This is a genomic window from Phytohabitans sp. LZ39, assembly GCF_059359075.1.
This window is the reverse complement of sequence record NZ_JCADBM010000015.1, coordinates 126,532-147,053: the sequence shown is the minus strand read 5'-3', so window position 1 is coordinate 147,053 and position 20,522 is coordinate 126,532. Positions and strand designations below refer to the sequence as shown.

Genomic DNA, 20,522 nt, shown 5'->3' with positions numbered 1-20,522 from the left:
TCCTGGGGTCAGTGACGGTCGCGTAGCCGCTGCTTGAGGACCTTGCCGGAGGCGGTCCGGGGCAGGCTCTCGGCGAACACCACGGTCTTCGGGATCTTATAGCGGGCGATCTTGCCGTCGAGGAAGGCCAGCAGGGCGGCCGGGTCGAGGGTCTTGCCGGCGCGGAGCACGACCACGGCCCGGCCGACCTCGCCCCACCGCTCGTCGGGCACGCCGATCACGGCGCACTCGGCGACGGCCGGGTGCTGGTAGATCACGTCTTCGACCTCGGCCGGGTAGATGTTTTCGCCGCCGGAGATGATCAGATCCTTGATCCGATCGCGGATGTAGAGGTATCCCTCGTCGTCGGCGATCGCGACGTCGCCGGTGTGCAGCCAGCCGTCCGCGGTGAACGCGGCCGCGGTCTCCTCGGGCAGCCCCCAGTAGCCGGCCATCACGTTGGGGCCTTCGATCAGCACCTCGCCGGGCTCGTGCGGTGGCACCGGGGCGCCGTCCGGGCCGGCCAGGCGCACGTCGGTGAAGAACGCCGCCGTGCCGGCCGAACCGGCCTTGGCGGGGCTGTCGCCGACCCGCAGGAACGTGGCACCCGGCGCGGCCTCGGTCAGGCCGTAGCCCTGGAGGAACGTCACCCCGCGCTGCCGGTAGGTCGCGATCAGCGGCTCGGGCACCGGCGCCCCGCCGCAGATGGCCGAGCGGACCGACGACAGGTCGGCCTCCGCCCAGCGCGGTGACCGCGCGACGGCCAGGAACATCGCCGGCACCCCGAACAGGAACGTCACCCGGTGGCGCTCGATCAGCTCCAGCGTCTCGTCCGGGTCGAAGGCGGACACCAGGATCGCGGTGCCGCCCTTGCAGAACGTGGGCAGCACGGTCTGGCCGAGCGCGGCGACGTGAAACATCGGCGCGCTGACCAGCGTGACCTCGGTGCTGGCCAGGTCGACGTCGACGAGCAGGTTGACGGTGTTCCAGGTGACGTTGGCGTGGGTGAGCATGACGCCTTTGGGCCGGCCGGTGGTGCCGGAGGTGTACATGAGCATGCAGGTCTCGCCCGGGTCCACCGGCAGGTCGATCGGCTCCGGCTCCACGATGGACAGTGCGGCCTCGTAGTCGTCGCCGAGGCGGAGCTGGAACGGCGGGGGAGTCAGCCGCTCGACCACCGTCGCCAGCCGGGGCGACCACACGAGAGCGGTGGCGCCGCTGTCTCGCAGGATGTAGGCCAGCTCGGGCGCGGCGAGGCGGGTGTTGAGCGGGACGAACACGGCGCCGAGCAGCCCCGTGGCGAAGAGCGCCTCCAGGAACGTCGGGTGGTTGGGGCCCAGGTACGCCACCCGGTCGCCGCGACCGATCCCGCCCGCGGCGAGGACGTGGGCCAGCCTCGTCGCGCGCGCGGCCACCTCGCGGTAGGTGTACTCGTCTCCATCGTGGACGGTCGCCACCCGCTCCGGGGACATGCGGGCGCGGCGGGCCGCCCACGAGCCGATCCCCTGGTTAAGCACCTTTGTCCTCCAGGCCGAGGAGGCGCACCGCGTTCTCCTTGAGTATTTTGGGCCGCACCCCGGGGCGGATGTCCAGCTTTTCGAAGTCGGCCAGCCAGCGGTCCGGTGTAATGACCGGAAAGTCCGAGCCGAAGAGCACCTTGCCGGACAGCAGCGTGTTGGCGTAGCGCACGAGCTGCGGCGGGAAGTACTTCGGCGACCAGCCCGACAGGTCGATGTGCACCAGCGGCTTGTGGGTGGCGACGGCGAGGGCCTCGTCCTGCCAGGGAAACGACGGGTGCGCGATGACGATCTTCAGGTCGGGAAAGTCGGCGGCCACGTCGTCGAGGGCGAGTGGGTTGGTGTACTTGAGCCGGATGCCGCCACCGCCGCGCACGCCCGCGCCGATCCCGGTCTGTCCACTGTGAAACAGCGCGACGGCACCGGCGGCCTCGATCGCCTCGTACAGCGGGTAGCACACCCGGTCGTCGGGGTGGAAGGCCTGTAGGCCGGGGTGGAACTTGAAGCCGCGCACCCCGTACTCGCCGACGAGCGTGCGCGCCTGGCGCACGGCGTCCGCCCCGCGCCACGGGTCCACGCTGGCGAACGGGATGAGCACGTCGGCGTTGGCCGCGCAGGCCTCCGCCACCTCCTCGCTCGGGATCGGCGGGTGCCCGGTGGCGGTCTCCGCGTCGACGGTGAAGACCACGGCGGCCATCCGGCGCTCGCGGTAGTACGCCGCGATGTCCGGGATGGTCGGTGTCCGCTCGTGGCCGGACTTGAAGTAACGGGTCGACGCGGCCATCAGCTCGGCCGGCAGCGACTGGTGGCCGTCGCGGCCCACCTCGGCGTGGACGTGCATGTCGACGGCGACCAGCGCGTCGAGGTCCATCACTCCGGCACCCGCGGAGCTCTGCTGTCTGGCTCGCTCCGCTCGCTGGGGCCCGGGCTGCCGGCTCGATCCGTGCTGGGCGCTCCGCGCCCAGCTTCGGGTCGAGCCAGCCCCGGGGCCGGGATGCCGACCTGTCGCGCCTCGCGACCGAGGGAGCTGGGCCAGACGGCGGCGATCGCGTCGGCGTCCCACCCGCCCTCGCGGATCGCGGTGGCCACCTCCTCCGCGTGGGACCACAGCGTGAGGCGGTCGCCGCCGATGCCGATCGCCTGGCCGGTGACGTCGCCCGCCTCGGCGGAAGCGAGGAACACGACGAGCCCGGCCGCGTCCGCCGGCGCGCCGAACCCCTCCCCGGTACGCAGCCAGCCGGGCAACGGCGTGCCGTCCGCCTGCCACGCCTCGACGTACGGCGCGAAAGCCGGGATCGTCGCGGTCATCGCCGTCGCGGCCACCGGGATGACCGCGTTGACGGTGATCCCGGCGCGGGCGCACTCGAGCGCCCAGGTGCGCACCATCCCGACGATGCCGGCCTTGGCGCCGGAGTAGTTGGTCTGGCCGAAGTTGCCGCGCTGCCCGGCGGGGGAGCCCACGGCGACGATCCGGCCGCCGTCGCCCTGCTCGCGCATCCGCCGCACGGCCGCTCGGACACAGGTGAACGTGCCTCTCATGTGGACGGTGACGACCTCGTCGAAGTCTTCGTCGGTCATCTTCCACAGCACCCGGTCGCGCAGGATGCCGGCGTTGGTGACGAGCACGTCGAGGCGGCCGAACTCTTCGACGGCACGGTCGACGAGACGCTCGGCCGTGGCGGTGGGACCGACCGCGCCCGGCTCGGCGACCGCGGTGCCGCCCTCGGCGACCAACTGCTTCGCCGCCGCCGTGGCGGCCGCGGGGTCGGCGTCGTTGACCACCACCGACGCGCCGGCCGCGGCGAGCGCGCTCGCGTACGCCAGCCCGAGCCCCCGGCCGCTGCCGGTGACGACGGCCACCCGGCCCGTCAGGTCCACCATGGACGCTCCTTTCAACGACGACTCGATGTCAGGCGGGTCCGCACGGAAGGCACGATCCCGCGCGGGAGGAAGAGCGCCACCAGCACGAGCACCACCGCGTACACCGCGTAGGAGAGCACGCTCGGCGCGTAGCTGGGCATGCCTGGCTGGGTGCCGATGGTGGTGAGCAACTGCACCAGCAGGATGACCGCAGTGGCGCCGGCGACCGCGCCCCAGACCGTGCCGAGCCCGCCGACGACGGCCATCACCACGTACTCGATGGACAGCAGGATCGGGAACGAGCCGGGCGCCAGGTAGCCGAGGTAGAACGCGTAGACGCCGCCGGCCAGCCCGGCGAACGCGGCGGAGAGCGCGAAGACCGCGAGGCGGTAGCGGCCCACCGGCACGCCGCTCGCCGCGGCGGCGACCTCGCTGGTGGCCAGTGCCCGCAGCCCGCGCCCCGGCCGGGAGGCCATCACGTTCGCGGTGACGAGCACGGTCAGGCCGAGCACGGCCCAGGCAAGGTACGCGTAGCCGAGGTCGCCGGCGAGCTCGTAGCCGCCGACGGAGAGCCGCGGGATGCCCTGTAGGCCGATCGCGCCGCCGGCCCACTCGCCGCGGGCCAGCAGGGAGAGCAGGATCAGCTGCATCGCCAGCGTCGCGAACGCGAGGTGGTGCCCGCGCAGCCGCAGCAGTGACACGCCGACGGCGGTGGCGAAGAGCGCGGCGACGACCGGCGCGGCCGCGAGGCCGGCGAGGGTGGGCACGCCGTGCGTGGACAGCAGGCCCGCCGTGTACGCGCCGATGGCGTAGAACGACGCCTGGCCGAGCGAGACCTGCCCCGCGTACCCCATGAGGAGCGAGAGCCCGACGGTCACGGTGGCGGCGAGGCCGAGCAGCGTGAAGACGGCGAGGTGGCTGCTGGACAGCAGCGGCGGCAGGGCCAGGACCACCGCGACCGCCGCCGCGACAAGGAGGTGGCGTCTCATTCCGGCATCGCCTCCGTCGGTGTCCGGGCCGCGCGCACCACCATGACCGCGAGCATCAGGCCCAGAGCCAGTTCCAGCTGGTACGCGCCACCGCCGTAGCCGGCGATGACGGTCTGTGCCACGCCCAGCAGCAGCCCGCCGGCCAGCGTCACCGACGGGCGGGTCAGTCCACCGAGGACGGCGGCGGCGAAGCCGTTGACGATGAGCGTGACGTCGCTGTCGAACGTGACCTGCTGCACCGGCGTGACGAGCACGCCGGCGAGGCCGCCCAGCGCGCCGCCCAGGCCGAACGACAGCAGCCCCATCCTTGTCACGTCGATCCCGACGACCCGGGCGGCGTACCGGTTGGACGCGCACGCGGACAGGGCCTTGCCCAGGTCGGTGCGGGCGAAGAAGACCGCCAGCAGCGCGAAGACCGGCAGCGTCACGCCGATCACGAGCAGGTACTGCGCCGGTACGCGGGCGCCGGCGACGGACACCGACCCGCCGACACCGGGGAAGGACCGCGGCTGGTCGCCCCAGACCAACACCTCGACGGCGTACGCGAAGACACCCAGCCCCAGCGTCACGATGAGCGCCGCGCGCGGGCTGGTGCCGGGCTTGCCGATGGCCACGATCCCGACGAGGACGCCGGTGACGGCCGCCGTGGCGACGGCCACCAGCTCCGCCACACCGTGCGGCAGGCCGGTGGCGAGCAGCGTCGAGGTGAACATGGCGGCGATGACGGCGAAGGCGCCCTGCGCGAAGTTGACCACGTGCGTGACCCGGTAGATGACCACCAGGCCGCTGCCGACGAGCGCGAAGCCCGCGCCGATGCCGGCGCCGGTCAGCAGGTACTCCAGCAGCTGGCTCACCGCGTTGCCTCCACCGGTCCGCCCAGGTACGCGGCGGCGACCCGGCTGTCCGCCGCGAGCTTGCCGGCGGCCCCTTCGGCGACCACCCGCCCGGCCTCCAGCACGTAGCCGCGGGAGCAGAGGTCCAGGGCCATCCGGGCGTTCTGCTCGATGAGCAGCACGGCCAGCCCGCGCTCGCGGTTGAGCGTGCGCAGGTGCTGGACCAGCCCGGTGACGACCATCGGCGCCAGCCCCAGCGACAGCTCGTCCACCGCGAGGACGTCGGGGCGGGCCATGAGCGCCCGGCCCACGGCGACCATCTGCTGCTGGCCGCCGGAGAGCCGGCCGGCGCGCTGGCGGCGTAGCGGGGCCAGCTCCGGCAACACTTCGTACACGTGGCCGGTGTCCCGCCCGCGGCGGCCGTTGCGCCAGCCGCCCAGCCGCAGGTTGTCGTCGACGGTCAGGTCGGGGAACATCTCCCGCCCCTCCGGCACGTGGGCCAGCCTGCCTCCGATGTGTACGGTGCCGGAAGCCGGCCGGACCAGTCCGGAGAGCGTGTTGACCAATGTGGACTTGCCGGCGCCGTTGGGCCCGATCAGCGCGACCATCTCCGCCTCCTCGACGGCCAGGCTGACGCCGTCGAGCGCGGTCGCCGCGCCGTAGCGGACCACGAGGTCGTCGACCCGGAGCACGGTCATGCCCGGGCCTCCTCGCCCAGGTACGCGGAGACGACCGCGCCGTCGGCGCGGATCTGCGCGGCCGTGCCCTCGGCGAGCACCCGGCCGAGGTGCAGCACGGTGACCCGGTCGGCGAGCCGGGTCACGAAAGCCATGTCGTGCTCGACGAGGATCATCGCGAGCCCGTCCGCGCGCAGCGCCTCCAGCAGGTCGGCGAGGGCCCGGCGCTCCGCGGCGCGCAGGCCGGAGGCGGGCTCGTCGAGCAGGAGCAGCCGGGGGCGGCCGCACAGCGCCCGCGCGAGCTGGAGCGCGCGCTGCTGTCCTAAAGGGAGGGTCTCGGCCGGCCGGTCGGCCCAACCGGACAGCCCGACCCGCTCCAGGCACTCCCGCGCCCGGCCGCGGATCTCGGCCTCCTCGCGGCGGTGGGCCGGTGCCCGCAGCGCCGCCGCGACGAGACCGGAACGCGTCGTGGCGTGCGCGCCGACCATCACGTTCTCCAGCGCGGTCATGCCGTGGAAGACGCGGGCGCCCTGGAAGACCACGCCGACGCCGAGGGCGGCGCGGCGGTGCGGGGCCAGCCGGTCGATCCGCGCGCCGTCGAACGTGACGGTGCCGGCGTGCGGGCGCAGCTGCCCGCCGACGAGGTTGAACACAGTGGACTTGCCGGCGCCGTTGGGGCCGATGAGGCCGCGCAGCTGGCCGGGCGCGACCTCGATGTCGACGTCGCGGACGGCGTACACGCCGCCGAAGGAGCGGCTGAGCTGGTGCACGGTCAGGAGCGCGGCCATCGGGAGTCAGCTGCCGGTCAACGTGGCCAGCTGGGACTTGGCCCAGTCGGTCGGCACGAACGCGCCGCCGGTGACCGTGTTGATCGAGATGAACTCCGGCTTGAGTCCACTGTGGTCAGTGGCCGAGTAGGCGTAGGTGCCGTTCGGGGTGAGCAGCCGCAGCCCTTCGAGCGCGTCGCGGACCTTGGCCCGGTCGGTCGAGCCGGCCGCACCGATCGCCGCGACCAGCAGCTTGACCGCGCTGTACCCGTCCTGGGCGAACTGCGGCGGCGGATAGCCGTACTTGCCGTTGAAGGCCGTGGTCAGCTCCTCGATCGCCTCGCGCTGCTTGCCGGCGGGCAGGTGCGTGCCGACGACCCCGATCGAGCTGGACAGGGTCACCCCCTCGGCCGCGGCGCCGGCCGGTTCGAGGAACAGCTTGCTCGCCTGGGCACCGGTCAGCATCAGCGGGATGTCGACGCCGGAGTTGGCGTATCCCTTGGTGAAGGCTACCGCGGGCGGGCCGGTGGCCCACACGGCCAGGCCCTGCGCGCCCGACGTGCGCACGTGCGCGAAGACCGCGCCGAACTCGGTCGCCGTGGTCTGGAACTCCTCGGTGGCGACGAGGTTCACGCCGTACTGCGCGGCCTTGTCCCGCATGCCCTTGAAGCCGGCGACCGCGTACGAGCTGCGGGTGTCGTAGGCGACGGCGACCTTGCTGACGCCGGTCGCCTTGTAGTACTGGAGCATCCGTTCGGCGTAGGTGGCCGACGTCGCGGGGACCACGAAGACGTAGGGATGGACCGGGTTGACCTGTTCGTCGGCGGGCGTGAGCGACAGGTAGGGGATCTCCTCCCGGTCGACGAGCGGGATGGTCGCCAGCGCCGAGTTGGAGAACGGCGAGCCGATGATGGCGTCGGAGCGCCCCTTGAGGTCGTTGAAGGCGAGCACGGACTGGTCCGGCTGGCTCTTGTCGTCGAGGACGGCCAGCTCGATTTTGCGGCCCAGCACGCCGCCGGCGCTGTTGATCCGCTCGACGGCCAGCTCGACGGACTTCTTGTTTTCCGTGCCGAGCGCGGAGTAGTTGCCGGTGAGGGAGACGATCTGGCCGACCCGGATCGGGCCGTCACCGCCGGCGGAGCCGGCGTCATCGCCGCAGGCGGCGAGGGGCATCGCGAGGGTGAGTGTGGCGAGAAAAGGCACGTATCTGCGCACGAGTACCTCCCAGTACTACGAGTGCGCGCGGGCCGGTGACAACACCGTGCCGGCCTGCGCCTAGCCATTGAAGTTAGGCGCGCTTGCGGCGACCGTCAAGATTGTGCCTAACATGATCCCGATCGTTACGCTCACCGCGAGGAGGCCGCCCCGTGTCGAGCAGCACGACCACCGCCGCGGAGCCCGGCGCGGACCAGACCGGACCACGCCCGCAGACGCTGCTGTTGATGCTCTTCGGCGACTTCGTGCTCGACCGCGACGTCTGCGTCTTCTCCGGCAGCCTCATCGACGCGCTCGGCCGGCTCGGCGTCTCCGAGCACGCTACCCGCTCCACCCTCACCCGGATGGTCAACCGGGGCCTGCTGCGCCGGCAGCGCGACGGCCGCCGCATGTACTTCGGGCTGACCCCGCGATCGGTCGAGCTGCTCCACGACGGGCAGCACCGCATCTGGGAGATGGGCGCGGTCAACGACCGGTGGGACGGCACCTGGACGCTGCTCTGCTTCTCCCTGCCGGACGCCTGGCACCGCGAGCGGCACGGCCTGCGGTCGCAGCTGGCCTGGGCCGGCTTCGGCCCGTTACAGGGCGGGCTCTGGATCGCGCCCGGACACGTCGACGTGGGCGGCATCGTCGGCGGCCTCGGCGCGGAGGCGCAGGTACGGGTCTTCCGGTCCCGGGCCGACGAGCTCACCGACGTCGACCGGATGGTCCGCGACGCGTACGACCTGGACGGGCTCGCCGCCCGCTACGAGGAGTTCCTCGCCCGCTGGGGCGACGGCGGGCGGGTGCCGGCCGATCCGATCGCCGCCCGGCTGTCGCTGGTGGCCGAGTGGCTGCGGGCGATCCGCCGCGACCCGCGCCTGCCGGTGCGGCACCTGCCGCCGGACTGGCCCGCCGTCCGCGCCCAGAAGGTGTTTCGCGACCTCGACCTGGCGCTCAACCCGCCGGCCCGGGCGCTAGCCGCCACTCTGCTAGACACCCGGCCCGACAAAGACGCCGGCCCGCGCTAGGCGCACGCGGTGCCGTTGAGCGTGAAGCGCGCGGGCGCCTGGTTGGTGCCGCTGTAGGTGCCCTGGAAGCCGAACGTAACGCTGGCACCCGGGGCGATCGTGGCGTTGTACGACATGTTGCGGGCCGTCACCTGCGTGCCCGACTGGGTCACCGTGGCGTTCCACGCGTTCGTCACCTGCTGGTTGCCCGGCCAGCTCCATTGGACGGTCCAGCCGTTGACCGCGCTGGCCGACGTGTTGGTGACCGTGACGCCGGCGGTGAACCCGTTGCCCCAGCTGTTGGCCGTGTACCCGGCGCGGCACGCACCCACCGGCGGACCGGTCGTCGGGGGAACGCTGGTCGGCGGAGCACTCGTCGGGGGAGTGGTCGGCGGCGTCGTGGGCGGCCCCGTCGTCGGCGGCGGGCTGGTCGGGTTGCCGCCGGTGATGCCGAAGAACTGGATCGCCGCCAGCGCCATGCCGGTGGACGGCAGGCTGTGACCGGCCCCGTTCACACTGATCGCCTCGACCAGCGCGGTGCCGCCGGCGACCCACCGCCGCCGGTTCCAGCTGGGCTGCGGGGTGTCCGTGGCGGTCGGCGTGAGGCTCAGGCCGTGGACGTTGGTCCACTGGTCGACCGACTCCTGGAGCAGCTGGAACGGCACGAGCGTGTCGTTGGTGCCGTGCCACAGCTGGATCGGCGGACGGGGCCCGGTGTAGCCGGGGTAGGCCTGGCGGACCGCGTCGCCCCACTGCTGCGGCGTGCGGTCCATCCGGCCGTTGGTGCACTGGCTGGCGCCGGGCGGGTAGTCGGCCGCGTTGGCGAAGCAGTTGAAGGGCACGCCCATGAAGGACGCGCCGGCCTTGAACAGGTCCGGGTACACGGCCAGCATGTGCTGGGTCATCATGCCGCCCGACGAGCTGCCTGTCGCGTACACCCGGTTGGGGTCGCCGCCGTACGTCCGCTGGACGTAGCCCACCATCGAGGCGATCGACACCGGGTCGCTGCCGCCACCGCGCCGCTTCGAGGCGGCCGACCAGGTGTCGAAGCAGTTGCCGAAGCCGGCCTGCTGCATGGCGGACGGGTAGATGACCACGAACCCGTAGCGGTCGGCGAGCGAGGCGAACTCGCTGCCGGAGTAGAAGCCCGGACCGGAGCCGCCGCAGCCGTGCATCGCCACGACGACCGGCGGGTTGGCCGGGCGGGAGTCCGGCACGTAGACGTGCATGCGCATCCCGCCCGGGTTGTCGCCGAAGCTCGTCACCTCGACCAGGGACGCCGCCGCGGCCGGGGAAGGGAGCGCGATCGCGCCGCCCGCGACGAGCGCCGCGGCGGCCAGGCCAGCAAGGGCGGTCCGCACACGGCGGTGCCGCCAGGCATCGACAATCATCATTTCGACAAAGTTAGTCACAATCTCGACGGCCGTCAAGAGAGTGCCCAACATGTCGCCGCCGCCAGACCGACCGGCCGAGCGCTGACAACCTCACGCCGGGCCGTCTCGTACAGGAAAGTGAGGGCGGCCGAGCGAAGGTGGAGCGATGCGGGATCCGGAGCACGACGACAGCTTCGTCCGGTTCGTCGGCGAGTGCGGTCCCCAGCTCTACCGGGTCGCCTACCTGCTGACCGGCCAGACGGCCGCCGCCGAAGACCTCTACCAGGCCGCGCTGACCCGGTCGTACACGGCGTGGCGCCGGATCCGCCGGGAGGACGCCTACCGGTACGTGCGCAGGGTGGTGGTCAACCTGCACACCGACTGGTGGCGCGCGCCGCGGACCTGGCGCGAGAGATCCGTGCCGACCCTGCCGGACCGTCCCACCGCGGACGACCCGGCCGCGGCGGTCGCCCACCGCGACCAGCTCAGCCGGGCGCTGCGGGCGCTCACCCGCCGGGAACGGGCGGTGCTCGTGCTGCGCTACTTCGCCGACCTCAGCGAGCAGGACACGGCCGTGGAGCTCGGCGTCGGCGTGGGCACCGTGAAGAGCACCACCGCCCGCGCGCTGGCCAAGCTGCGGCTGTCGCCGGAACTGACCGAACCGTCCGAAGAGGAGCTGAGTCCCCGTGCGTGACATCACGGACCTGCGGCAGGCGATGACGAGCGAGACCGCGGACCTGGTGCCGCGAACCGGCGCCGAGGAGATCCTCCAGGCCGGCCGGCGGCGCGCCCGCCGCCGCCCGGTCGTGGCGGCCACGGCCAGCGTGGCACTCGCCGCCGTGGCGGTGCCGGTCGCGGTCTGGGGCATCGGCGCCGGCGATGGCGGCGTCATGGTGGGCGGCGCGCCGCCGAGCGTGTCACCGCCGCCCGGGTACTGGTGGACCACGTCGCCGATGACCGGCCCGCCCGGGAGGCTGGAGCCGTACCGGGAGCACTGCCCCGACGACGCGAAGGCCGCCCGACCGATCGGGGACACCATCTGGACCGGGGCCATGAACTCCAAGGGCGAGGAGGTCGTGGTGCGGTTCGTCGAGAACGACAAGGCCGACACCGACACCGCGGGGTTCGCGATCGGCCTCGGTGACTCGGCCACCGGCAGGTTCGCGGACCTGCACTGCTCGTTCGCCTTCTCCCTGCCTCCCACCGCCGACGACTTCGAGGGCGTCACCGCCGAGTTCGACGGGCCGGACTTCAGCGGGCCGGGCAGCACCACCACCATCATCGACACGTTCGTCGGGCCGGCCGACCGGATCACCGCGACGTACGACGGCCGACCGCTGACCGTCGAGCTCCGGCGGTGGAGCGCCTACCCGCAGCTGGTCGTCTACTGGATCACCGGCGTCCCGGCCGACCAGCCGGTCAACCCGCGCGGCGTCAAACACCCGCTCGTGACCATCTACGACGCGGCCGGAAAGGTCATCGGCCCGGCGAACTAGCGGGTGCGCCGGCGGCCCGACCCCGATTAACATCATCGATGGGTGGCGGCGGCGCGCTCCCGGGTCCATTCCCGCTGCGCGAGGAGAGTCGCATGCCGTCTTCCGTGTCCCGCCGCACCGTGCTGCGTGTCGGTGGTGCCCTCGTCGTCACCACCGCGGGTGTGACCGGCTTCGCGCCGGCCGCTCTGGCCGCTCCGCTCGTCACCGCCGACCTGGTCATCTACGGCGCCACCTCGGGTGGGCTCGTCGCGGCCGTCCAGGCCCGGCGGATGGGTCGCACCGCCGTCGTGCTGGAGGCGTCCCACCACATCGGCGGGCTGAGCACCGGCGGCCTCGGCCAGACCGACAGCGGCGTCGCGGCGTCCATCAAGGGCATCGCCGGCGAGTTCTACCGGCGGATCTACGCGAAGTACAACGGCACCGCCGTCACGCCGACCTCGCCGGTCCGGATGACCTTCGAGCCGCACGTGGCCCGCGCGGTCTTCGACGACCTGCTCGCCGAGGCGGGTGTGCCGGTCTACCTCGGGATGCGGCTGGCCTCCGTGTCGAAGTCCGGCAACCGCGTCGTCGAGGTCGCCGCCGAGAACGGGCAGGCGTTCCGCGGCGCGATGTGGGTGGACGCGTCGTACGAGGGCGACCTCATGCACCGGGCCGGCGTCGCCTGGACGGTGGGGCGGGAGGGCAACGCCACGTACGGCGAGACCATCAACGGTGTCCAGTTGCGTGGCGGGCACCAGTTCACGCTTCCCGTCTCGCCGTACGTGGTCGAGGGCGACCCGGCCAGCGGCCTGCTCCCGGGCATCTCCGCGGCGCCGCTCGCGCCGGCTGGATCGGGCGACGACCTGGTACAGGCCTACAACTACCGGATGTGCCTGACGCAGGCGGCCGGTCGCATCCCGTTCCCGCGCCCGGCCGGCTACGACCCGGTCCGGTACGAGCTGCTGGCGCGCCACATCCGGGCGGGTGCGACCGGGCCGTTCTTCACCACGCACGGCGTCGGCGGCGGCAAGACCGACTCCAACAACAACGGCGCGTTCTCGACCGACTTCATCGGCGCCAACTACGCCTATCCCACGGCCTCCTACGCGGTACGGGACAGCATCGCGGCGGACCACACGACGTACCAGCAAGGGTTGATGTGGTTTCTGGCCAACGACCCGCGCGTGCCCGCCGCCATCCGCGCCTCGACGGCGTCCTGGGGATTGGCGCCGGACGAGTTCACCTCGACCGGTGGGTGGCCGCCGCAGCTGTACGTCCGCGAGGCCCGCCGCATGCTCTCGGTGTACGTGATGACCGAGCGCGACTGCCGGGGGCAGGCCGTCGCCGCCGACCCGGTGGGGCTCGCGAGCTACACCATGGACTCGCACAACTGCCAGCGTGTGGTGGTCTCGGGCCAGGTGAAGAACGAGGGCGACGTGCAGGTGGGCGTCCCCGCGCCCTACGGGATCAGCTACCGCTCGATCGTGCCGGCCGAGGCGCAGTGCGCCAACCTGCTCGTGCCGGTGTGCCTGTCGGCGAGCCACATCGCGTACGGCTCGATCCGCATGGAGCCGGTCTTCATGATCCTCGGGCAGTCGGCGGCGACCGCGGCGGTGCTGGCGTTGGCGGCCGGCTCGGCGGTGCAGCGCGTGCCGTACCCCACGTTGCGCGCCCGCCTCCTCGCCGACGGGCAGTTGCTCCAGTGGCCGCCGCCACCCGGGCCGGGCGAGTTCGTCGTGGACAGCAAGGACGTGGGCGTGACCCGGGCCGGCACGTGGGTGACGAGCACGTCGATCGGCGGCTACTACGGGTCGGACTACGAGCACGACGGCAACACCGCCAAGGGTGTCAACCGCCTGCGCTTCCGGCCGTCCCTGCCGTCGGCCGGCACGTACCAGGTCTATCTACGGTGGACGGCCGACCCCAACCGCGCGAGCAACGTGCCGGTCGACATCGTCCACGGCGGCGGGATCGCCAACCGGGTGGTCGACCAGCGGGTCGACGGCGGCCAGTGGGTCTCGATGGGGTCGTACACCTTCGCCGCGGGCACCGCGGGCAGCCTGCTCATCCGCACCGAGGCCACCGACGGTTACGTCATCGCCGACGCCGCGCGGTGGGTGCTCACCACGCCGTAGGAAGAGCTCGCCCAGCTCGAGCGCGACGGCCCGGCGACGGCGGCGGGCCGCTGCTGACCGCGCGGGCACACCGCGACCCGCCTCGACACCGTGCGGTACGGGTGAGGCGGGCCGGGGTCGTCCTTGCCGCCGCCTACAACGGGATCGGCGGGTCCGTGCACGTCGTCCCGGCCGGCGGGATGACCAGCCGCAACAGGTTCTCGTACATGTGCGCCTCGGTGCAGGCGCTCTTGCGGCGCGCGGTGTGCCCCTCGCCCACCCAGGTCACCAGGTGGCCGTTCTCCAGGATGCCGGCGAGCGCCACCGCGTCGGCGTAGGGCGTGTCCGGGTCGCCGGTGTTGCCGAAGACCAGGATCGGCGCCGAGCCCTTCGCCTCGAACGAGCCGCCGTAACGGCTGTGCCGCTTGGCGGGCCACTGCACGCAGGCCGGGGCGTGCGTCTGGTCGTAGGCCGGCGGGCCGTACGCCATGCCGGGCGCGGTGAGCGGCGCGTCGTTCGCGGCCTTGGCCAGCCGCGCCCGCAGCTCGTTCAGATCTCTCGGGTACACGCGGTCCGCGCACTCCACGGAGACGTTCGCCGCGTTGAAGGTCGTGTCGGAGTCGCCGATCACGTACATCAGCGGCCCGGTCCGCGACTCCGCCGCCTTCAGGTCCGCGCCGAGCGCCACCCAGCGGCGGGTGCCGCCGTTCAGCCGGAACGTGAGATCCGACAGCATCGTGGCGCCGTTGACGGCGACCGCGCCGTTGGCGTCGAGGATCGGGTTGGCGTCCAGGTCGTCGAGGATGGCCCGGATCTTCAGCGCCAGGCTGGCCGGTGTGGAGCCGGCCGAGCCGAACGCGCAGTCCGGCCACTTGTTCGCACACCAGTCGAGGAACCGGTACATCGCCCGCTCGGTCGCGATGTACTGCCCGTAGTCGTAGGCGTAGGGGTCGTCGCGGTACTTGTACGGGTCGTAGCCGGCGTCCAGGTTCATCGCCCGGACGCGGGTCGGGAAGAGGTTGGCGTAAACCGTGCCGACGTAGGTCGCATACGACTCGGCGTGCAGCGTCAACTTCGGGTCGCCGACGGCCGCGCGCAGCAGGTCGAGGTCGCGCGCCTGGTTTTCCGACCCGAGGAAGGGCAGCAGGTCACCGGAGTACTTCTGGCACGCGGCATCCCACTCGGCCGCGAGCTTGACGGCCGTGTCGAACGACCCCGGCAGCACGCGCGTGGACACCTGCGCCCACTGCGCCTTGTAGGACGCGGTGTCCAGGCAGCTCACCGCCTGGCTGCGCTGCACACCCCGCGGGTCGTACCCCACGATGTCGAACCGGTCGCGGATCTCCTGCGGCGACGACGACGCGAACGACGACACCCAGCCCCACCCGGAACTGCCCGGCCCACCCGCGTGGATGAACAGCGTGCCGATCCGCGTCGCCGGGTTGGCGGCCGGCCACCGCCGCAGCTGGAGCGTGACCTTCTTCCCCGACGGCTGGCGGTAGTCCAGCGGCACCTCCGCGGGCGTGCACTGGTACACGCCGTCGCCGCAGTCGGTCCAGGCCAGCGCGGGGACCGGCAGACCCGGCAGGCCACCCGGCGGCGGATCGGCCCCGGTAGCGCCGCCGGCCGCGTTCGCCACGGCCGGTCCGAGCAGCACCAGCGCGGCCGTCGCCGCGAGACACGCGGATGCGATGCGAGGGATATCCATTCCATCGAGGATGGCGCACGTCGCTTTCAGTCCGCTTTCACTGCGTGAAGCCGCAACCCCACCCCCGGGTCAGAACGTGGCGATCGGGTTGACCGGGCTGCCGGACGTACCCGCGAAGCGGACCGGCGCCACCGCGAGGTGGAAGTCCCACTGGCCCAACTCGGCGGCCGTCTCCGCGCACACCTCCAGGTCGCAGTTGTCCAGCAGCCACAAACCCATCGCGACCAGGCTCACGGCGTGCACCGGCATCAAGACGTCGTCGTACCCCGACGGCTGAACGTCCTGTGGGGTGTCGGCGCCGATCAGCGCCACCTGCCGGTCATGTAGCCACGGCAGGCAGGACGCGTGCCAGCCGGCCTGGACGACACCGCCGGCCGGACCGCTTTCGTGCCGGGCGCGGCCGTAGCCGGTGCGCAGCAGCACCGCGTCGCCGGCCCGCACCCGCACACCCTGGCGCCGCTCGGCCTCCTCCAGGTCGTCGGGGAACACGGCCTCACCCGGCTCCAACCACGGCACGTCACGGACCCGCGCGATGTCCAGCAGGACACCACGCGTGACGATCCCATCCGCCGCCGCCGTGACCGCCGCCCACCCCGATCCGGTCGCGGCGTCGACCAACGAGTGCGGCCGCCCGTTGTACATCGTGCCGTCCCAGTAGATGTGGCACGGCGAGTCGAGGTGGGTGATGGTGTTGCCGTGGAACATGATGCCGAGCCGCTCGGACGAAAAGCCCCAGCGCCGGTCGGCGTGGAAAGCGGGCGGCATGTTTTCGCCACCCGGCATGTCGGCGGCGCACGGGCACGAAGTCGTCGACCGCTCCATCTCCGCCGGCACGGCAACCTCCCAAGCGCACGACACACTACGGCCGTGACGCACAGCCCGCGCCGCCGCCACCCGGACGCCGTCGGTGATGTGGTTGAGAGTCCCGCGCTGGTCGTCGTCCCCCCACCGTCCCCAGTTCGACAGCGTGTCGAAATATCCGAGCACGTCATCCTGTGTAGGCATCGGCCGTCCTGCCGTCATCCGAGCATCGACTCCTCCGGTCACGCGGTTCGAAACACCGCAGCAGAGTATCCCGCCCTCCTGTCGAGGTGCCTCGGCCTGCCCATTCCTGTTAGGACGGAGATTTGAGCTACCGCGACGCTCATGATCGTTAGCCCAAAACCCGCGTTCGTGCCCGCGTGTCACACGGGTTCCGGGCTAACGATCACCACGCCGCCCACATGCTGAGCCACATCCCCAACCAGTGAGAAGGCGGGCCGGCGATCCGCCGGTCGGCCGGCCAACCCCAAGCCTCTCCATCGGGCGCTGGCTACCCGAGGCGGAGGATGGTTTCCTCGATTTCGGCGCGGCGGGCGGGTGCGTAGGCGGTCTCGGTGCCGATGACGGTGAAGCCGGCCTTCTGGAGGACGCGGAGCGACCCCGCGTTGTCGCTCGCCGCGCGGGCGTACACCGGACGCGTCTCGATGCCCTCGAGGAACAGTGCCAGCGCCCGGCTGGCCACGCCCTGACCCCAGAAGGCGCGGTCGATCCAGTACGTGACCTCGGTGTCGCCTTCCATGACCCAGCTGCCGATGCTGCCGACCAGCCGCCCGTCGCTGGTGATCGCCCGCTGGGTCACGTCGGGGGACGCGCGCAGCCGGGCCATGTGGGCGTCGAACGCCGCGCGGTCGGCCGGATCCCGCGCCGTGAACGCGGCCATGTGGACCGACTCGGGGTCGCGCATCTGCGCGAAGAGCGCGTCCATGTCGGCATCGACAATCGGGCGCAGCGCCACGTCTCCCACCGTCGTCCCCTTCACCGGCCACATCCTGTGACAACCTATCAGCTGGCCGTGCCCAGGCCGTAGACCCGCCGTGCGGTGCGGCTGAAGACGTCCTCCTGGGCGTCCGATGTGTACGGTCGCAGGGCGCGCTTCCAGGCCGAGACGAGCGGGGGCAGCTCGGTCCAGATCTTCTCGACCGGGAAGTTGCTGCCCCACATGCACCGCGCGGAGCCGAACAGCTCCAGGCAGGTCGCCGTCACAAGGTCGATCAGCGGCTGGTCCACCCGGTGTACGAAGGTGCCCTGTCCGGTCAGCTTGACCACCACGTTGGGCTGCTCGGCCAGCCGGCGCAGGCCGCGGATCCACTCGTCCACGGTGGACGGTGCGCGGCCGTCCAGCATGCCGGCGTGTACCAGGACGAAGGTGGTCTCCGGGAAGGCCGCCACGAAAGCGGCCGCGTCGTCCATCTGGCCGGCGAAGACCTGTAGCTCGAAGAGCCAGCCGAGGTCGGCGAGGGCGGCGATGTTGCGGCGGAAGGTGGGGTCGTTCATCCGGTCCGGCGCGGACGCGAAGCGGAACTCCGGGCGTTCGTGCCAGTGCAGCTGGAGCCGCACGCCGCGGACGAGTGGCGTGACGGCCGCCTGGCGGCGCATGACATCGGCGGCACCCTCGGCGAACAGGTCCGCGGAGCCGACCACGGCCATGGGCCATCCGCTTTCCGCGTGTACCTCCCGGAGCCACCGGATCTCGTCCACCGACCGTTCGAGGGGCCAGTTCGTCTGGATGTACACGGAGGACGTGATGCCGCACGCGGTGGCCTCGGCGATGTACTCGGGCGCCAGGTAGTCGCGCCGGATCGGCTCGTACGGCCCGAAGATGCGCGGCACCATCTCGCCGCTCAGCCACGGCAGGTCCCGTCGCCGCCAGATGTGGTGGTGCGCGTCCACGAGGTCAGTCATGCGGGGACTCCCAGGAGAGATAGGCGGCGCGGCGTGGACCGGCGGTGACGGCGGGGATGCGTTCCACTTCGGACAGTCCGGTCGCGAGGTCGCGTACGCCGCCGAGGTGGTCGAGGTGGCGCAGCACGCCGGCCATGCCCCGGGTCACCGGGCGGTAGGTGGGGGAGCAGGCGAGCGGCGACCACCACACCAGCCGGTGTCCGAGGCGGGAGAGGCGTCCGGTGGCGCGGACCATGGCGGTCGGGTCGCCGCGTTCCAGGCCGTCGGAGATGACGACGACCAGGGCGCCGCGGGCGAGGGCGAGGAAGCGCGGGTTGGCCAGAAACCGGCCCAGCGCCTCGCCGATCGCGGTGCCGCCGTCGGCGTCGGTGACCGCGCGGGAGACGGCCGCCAGCGCCGGGTCCACGCCGGCGCGGGCGAGCGCGCTCGTGACGCGGGTGAGGCGGGTGCCGAACGTGAAGACCTCGGTGCGTGCCGGCGCGGTGTACGCGAGCCGCAGCAGGTCGGGTGTGTGCTGCTTGAGCGAGCCGGACACGTCGAGCAGGATTAGCAGCCGGCGGGTCCGCGGCGGCCGGGTGGTCCAGCGCAGCTGGGCGAGCTCGCCGCCGTCGCGCCGGGCCTGCCGCCAGACGCGCCGCATGTCCAGCGTGCGTCCCGTGCGGGCCGGCCGCCGGCGCCGCGAGGGGATCACCGGGAGGTTGGCCGGCCAGGCGTCGCGCAGCAGGCGCATCATGTCGCGCTGGCGGGCGTCCGAAGGGCCGAAGGTGCGGCCGCCGGTGGTGGAGACCGCGCTCGCCTCCGTCCCGCCGCCGGGCCGCGCCTCCGCGGTGGACAGGGCGCCCGACGACCCCACGACCGCACCGTCCACATCGTCCGGTGGCGGGACGACCGCCGCCTCCGCGGCGCCCCGCACGAACCAGGCGTCGAAGACGGCGTCGAACGCGGCCAGGCCGGTGATGTCGGTGAGCAGCGTGACCCGGGCGTACCAGTAGAGGGCCTCGACGTCGCGTGGTGTGGCCTCGGCGATCGCGCGCAGGAAGTCCGCCTGCTTCGCCGGTGCGGCGCCCACGCCCGCGCGGCGCAGCGCGTCGAGGAAGCCCCACAGGTGGTCCGCCGCGAGCCGGCGAGGGTCGTCACCGATGGTCGAACACCTCCTCCGCGTGGCGTTCCAGGACGCGGGTGTCCTCCTCGTCCTTGATGAGCAGGCCCAGCGCCCGCCGCAGCGCGCGCGGCCAGCCACCGGCGCCGCCGGCGAGGGCGGCGGCGCCGCGTGCCCAGTCGACCGACTCGGCGATGCCCGGCCGCTTCAGCAGCGGCAGCGCCCGGATCCGCCGCACCGCCTCGACGAGCGCGGTCGCGGCCTCCTCGGTCAGGCCCGGCACGTGCGCGTGCAGGATCGCCCGCTCGCGCTCCGCGTCCGGAAAGTCGATCCAGTGGTACAGGCAGCGGCGGCGCAGCGCGTCATGCAGCTCGCGGGTGCGGTTGGAGGTGAGCACGACGACCGGGACGTGCGTGGCGCGCAGCGTGGCCAGCTCCGGGATCGTGATCTGGAAGTCGCTCAGGAACTCCAGCAGAAACGCCTCGAACTCGCTGTCGGCCCGGTCGATCTCGTCGACGAGCAGCACCGCGCCGCGCGCGGAGCGTACCGCGCGCAGCAGCGGGCGCTGGAGCAGGAACTCCTCGGCGTACAGGTCGCCGATCTCCTGCCCGCGCGACTCGGCGGTGCGCACCCGCAGCAGCTGCTTGGGATAGTCCCACTCGTAGAGGGCCTGACCGGAGTCGAGCCCCTCGAAGCACTGTAGGCGGATCAGCTCGCGGCCGAGCACGCGGGACAGCACCGCGGCGACCTCGGTCTTGCCCACGCCCGGCTCGCCCTCGAGCAGCAGCGGCCGCCCGAGGAGCAGAGCCAGGTGTATGGCCGTGCGGAGGCCCTCGTCGGCGAAGTAGCCCTCCCGCGCCAGCGCCGCCGCGAGCCGCTCTTCGCCGAGGACCATCAGAACAGCTCGTGCGGCGTCGTCAGCACGTGTACCCGGCTGGACGTGTGCGCGCCCGCGTCGGCCGCCGCGGCCTTGCCGTGCTCCGAGGCGAACGCGGCCACCCGCGCCTCCTCGTCGTCGAAGTACAGCTCGTTGACCGCGTCGTAGGGGGCGTCCTCGGGCACCGCCACGTTCACCGTGTAGCGGCGCAGGCCGGGCAGCTTCTTCGCGAACTCAAGGTGATCCTCGACGACCCACTTCGCGAACTCCTCTTTGGACAAGCCATCCGCGCGCTTGAGTAGCGAGACGACCTTGAGCATTGCGAA

The 20,522-nt window shown here is 72.5% G+C and carries 20 protein-coding genes; 4 read left to right on the top strand and 16 right to left on the bottom strand.

The window, feature by feature from the left end; genetic code table 11:
* Window positions 1–8 precede the first annotated feature (8 nt).
* The 8 genes from AC5L36_RS27125 to AC5L36_RS27090 are packed head-to-tail and all read right to left on the bottom strand — an operon-like array spanning window position 9 to window position 7,837.
* The gene (locus AC5L36_RS27125) at window positions 9–1,496 is read right to left on the bottom strand and encodes an acyl-CoA synthetase (protein WP_441223096.1); all 1,488 of its coding nucleotides are present in this window, start codon (window positions 1,494–1,496) and stop codon (window positions 9–11) included.
* Window positions 1,489–2,367, bottom strand: a complete 879-nt coding sequence (locus AC5L36_RS27120) for an amidohydrolase family protein (RefSeq protein WP_441223148.1) — start codon at window positions 2,365–2,367, stop codon at window positions 1,489–1,491. Before AC5L36_RS27120 ends, AC5L36_RS27125 begins: the two co-directional genes overlap by 8 nt.
* The gene (locus tag AC5L36_RS27115) at window positions 2,367–3,377 is read right to left on the bottom strand and encodes an SDR family NAD(P)-dependent oxidoreductase (RefSeq protein WP_441223095.1); all 1,011 of its coding nucleotides are present in this window, start codon (window positions 3,375–3,377) and stop codon (window positions 2,367–2,369) included. The genes AC5L36_RS27120 and AC5L36_RS27115 overlap by 1 nt, the downstream gene beginning before the upstream one ends.
* Window positions 3,378–3,388: 11 nt before the next feature.
* A complete protein-coding gene (locus AC5L36_RS27110) occupies window positions 3,389–4,345 on the bottom strand; it encodes a branched-chain amino acid ABC transporter permease (protein ID WP_441223094.1) in 957 nt (318 codons plus the stop codon).
* Window positions 4,342–5,199, bottom strand: coding sequence for a branched-chain amino acid ABC transporter permease (locus AC5L36_RS27105; RefSeq protein ID WP_441223093.1), 858 nt, complete (start codon window positions 5,197–5,199; stop codon window positions 4,342–4,344). Before AC5L36_RS27105 ends, AC5L36_RS27110 begins: the two co-directional genes overlap by 4 nt.
* A complete protein-coding gene (locus AC5L36_RS27100) occupies window positions 5,196–5,876 on the bottom strand; it encodes an ABC transporter ATP-binding protein (protein ID WP_441223092.1) in 681 nt (226 codons plus the stop codon). Before AC5L36_RS27100 ends, AC5L36_RS27105 begins: the two co-directional genes overlap by 4 nt.
* The gene (locus AC5L36_RS27095) at window positions 5,873–6,643 is read right to left on the bottom strand and encodes an ABC transporter ATP-binding protein (protein WP_441223091.1); all 771 of its coding nucleotides are present in this window, start codon (window positions 6,641–6,643) and stop codon (window positions 5,873–5,875) included. Before AC5L36_RS27095 ends, AC5L36_RS27100 begins: the two co-directional genes overlap by 4 nt.
* 6 nt (window positions 6,644–6,649) lie before the next feature.
* Window positions 6,650–7,837, bottom strand: coding sequence for an ABC transporter substrate-binding protein (locus AC5L36_RS27090; RefSeq protein ID WP_441223090.1), 1,188 nt, complete (start codon window positions 7,835–7,837; stop codon window positions 6,650–6,652).
* 152 nt (window positions 7,838–7,989) lie between these two features.
* Between AC5L36_RS27090 and AC5L36_RS27085 the strand changes: the two genes are divergently transcribed.
* Window positions 7,990–8,847, top strand: coding sequence for a PaaX family transcriptional regulator (locus tag AC5L36_RS27085; RefSeq protein WP_441223089.1), 858 nt, complete (start codon window positions 7,990–7,992; stop codon window positions 8,845–8,847).
* Here the strand turns inward: AC5L36_RS27085 and AC5L36_RS27080 are convergent.
* A complete protein-coding gene (locus AC5L36_RS27080) occupies window positions 8,844–10,217 on the bottom strand; it encodes an extracellular catalytic domain type 1 short-chain-length polyhydroxyalkanoate depolymerase (protein WP_441223147.1) in 1,374 nt (457 codons plus the stop codon). The two genes, AC5L36_RS27085 and AC5L36_RS27080, sit on opposite strands and share 4 nt — an antisense overlap.
* Window positions 10,218–10,365: 148 nt before the next feature.
* On the opposite strand from AC5L36_RS27080, the gene AC5L36_RS27075 reads away from it, so the two are divergent.
* From AC5L36_RS27075 to AC5L36_RS27065, 3 genes are all read left to right on the top strand, one after another.
* Complete coding sequence (locus AC5L36_RS27075) at window positions 10,366–10,893, top strand: SigE family RNA polymerase sigma factor (protein ID WP_441223088.1); 528 nt, start codon at window positions 10,366–10,368, stop codon at window positions 10,891–10,893.
* The gene (locus AC5L36_RS27070; RefSeq protein ID WP_441223087.1) at window positions 10,886–11,695 is read left to right on the top strand and encodes a hypothetical protein; all 810 of its coding nucleotides are present in this window, start codon (window positions 10,886–10,888) and stop codon (window positions 11,693–11,695) included. The genes AC5L36_RS27075 and AC5L36_RS27070 overlap by 8 nt, the downstream gene beginning before the upstream one ends.
* A 92-nt stretch (window positions 11,696–11,787) precedes the next feature.
* Window positions 11,788–13,809 (top strand): FAD-dependent oxidoreductase, encoded by a 2,022-nt coding sequence (locus tag AC5L36_RS27065; protein ID WP_441223086.1) that lies wholly within the window; start codon window positions 11,788–11,790, stop codon window positions 13,807–13,809.
* Window positions 13,810–13,942: 133 nt separating this feature from the next.
* On the opposite strand, the gene AC5L36_RS27060 is transcribed toward AC5L36_RS27065, so the two are convergent.
* The 7 genes from AC5L36_RS27060 to AC5L36_RS27030 all read right to left on the bottom strand — a co-directional run bounded on the left by AC5L36_RS27060 (window position 13,943) and on the right by AC5L36_RS27030 (window position 20,516).
* Complete coding sequence (locus AC5L36_RS27060) at window positions 13,943–15,496, bottom strand: alpha/beta fold hydrolase (RefSeq protein WP_441223085.1); 1,554 nt, start codon at window positions 15,494–15,496, stop codon at window positions 13,943–13,945.
* 69 nt (window positions 15,497–15,565) lie between these two features.
* Window positions 15,566–16,501 carry a cyclase family protein gene (locus AC5L36_RS27055; protein ID WP_441223084.1) on the bottom strand — a complete coding sequence of 312 codons (936 nt, stop codon included), beginning with the start codon at window positions 16,499–16,501 and terminating at the stop codon, window positions 15,566–15,568.
* 307 nt (window positions 16,502–16,808) lie between these two features.
* Window positions 16,809–17,297, bottom strand: a complete 489-nt coding sequence (locus AC5L36_RS27050; RefSeq protein WP_441223083.1) for a GNAT family N-acetyltransferase — start codon at window positions 17,295–17,297, stop codon at window positions 16,809–16,811.
* A 23-nt stretch (window positions 17,298–17,320) separates the two neighbouring features.
* The gene (locus AC5L36_RS27045) at window positions 17,321–18,220 is read right to left on the bottom strand and encodes an amidohydrolase family protein (protein WP_441223082.1); all 900 of its coding nucleotides are present in this window, start codon (window positions 18,218–18,220) and stop codon (window positions 17,321–17,323) included.
* The gene (locus AC5L36_RS27040) at window positions 18,213–19,460 is read right to left on the bottom strand and encodes a vWA domain-containing protein (RefSeq protein ID WP_494909072.1); all 1,248 of its coding nucleotides are present in this window, start codon (window positions 19,458–19,460) and stop codon (window positions 18,213–18,215) included. Before AC5L36_RS27040 ends, AC5L36_RS27045 begins: the two co-directional genes overlap by 8 nt.
* Window positions 19,354–20,214, bottom strand: a complete 861-nt coding sequence (locus AC5L36_RS27035) for an AAA family ATPase (protein ID WP_441223080.1) — start codon at window positions 20,212–20,214, stop codon at window positions 19,354–19,356. The genes AC5L36_RS27040 and AC5L36_RS27035 overlap by 107 nt, the downstream gene beginning before the upstream one ends.
* Complete coding sequence (locus AC5L36_RS27030; protein ID WP_441223079.1) at window positions 20,214–20,516, bottom strand: EthD family reductase; 303 nt, start codon at window positions 20,514–20,516, stop codon at window positions 20,214–20,216. The genes AC5L36_RS27035 and AC5L36_RS27030 overlap by 1 nt, the downstream gene beginning before the upstream one ends.
* Window positions 20,517–20,522 lie beyond the last annotated feature (6 nt).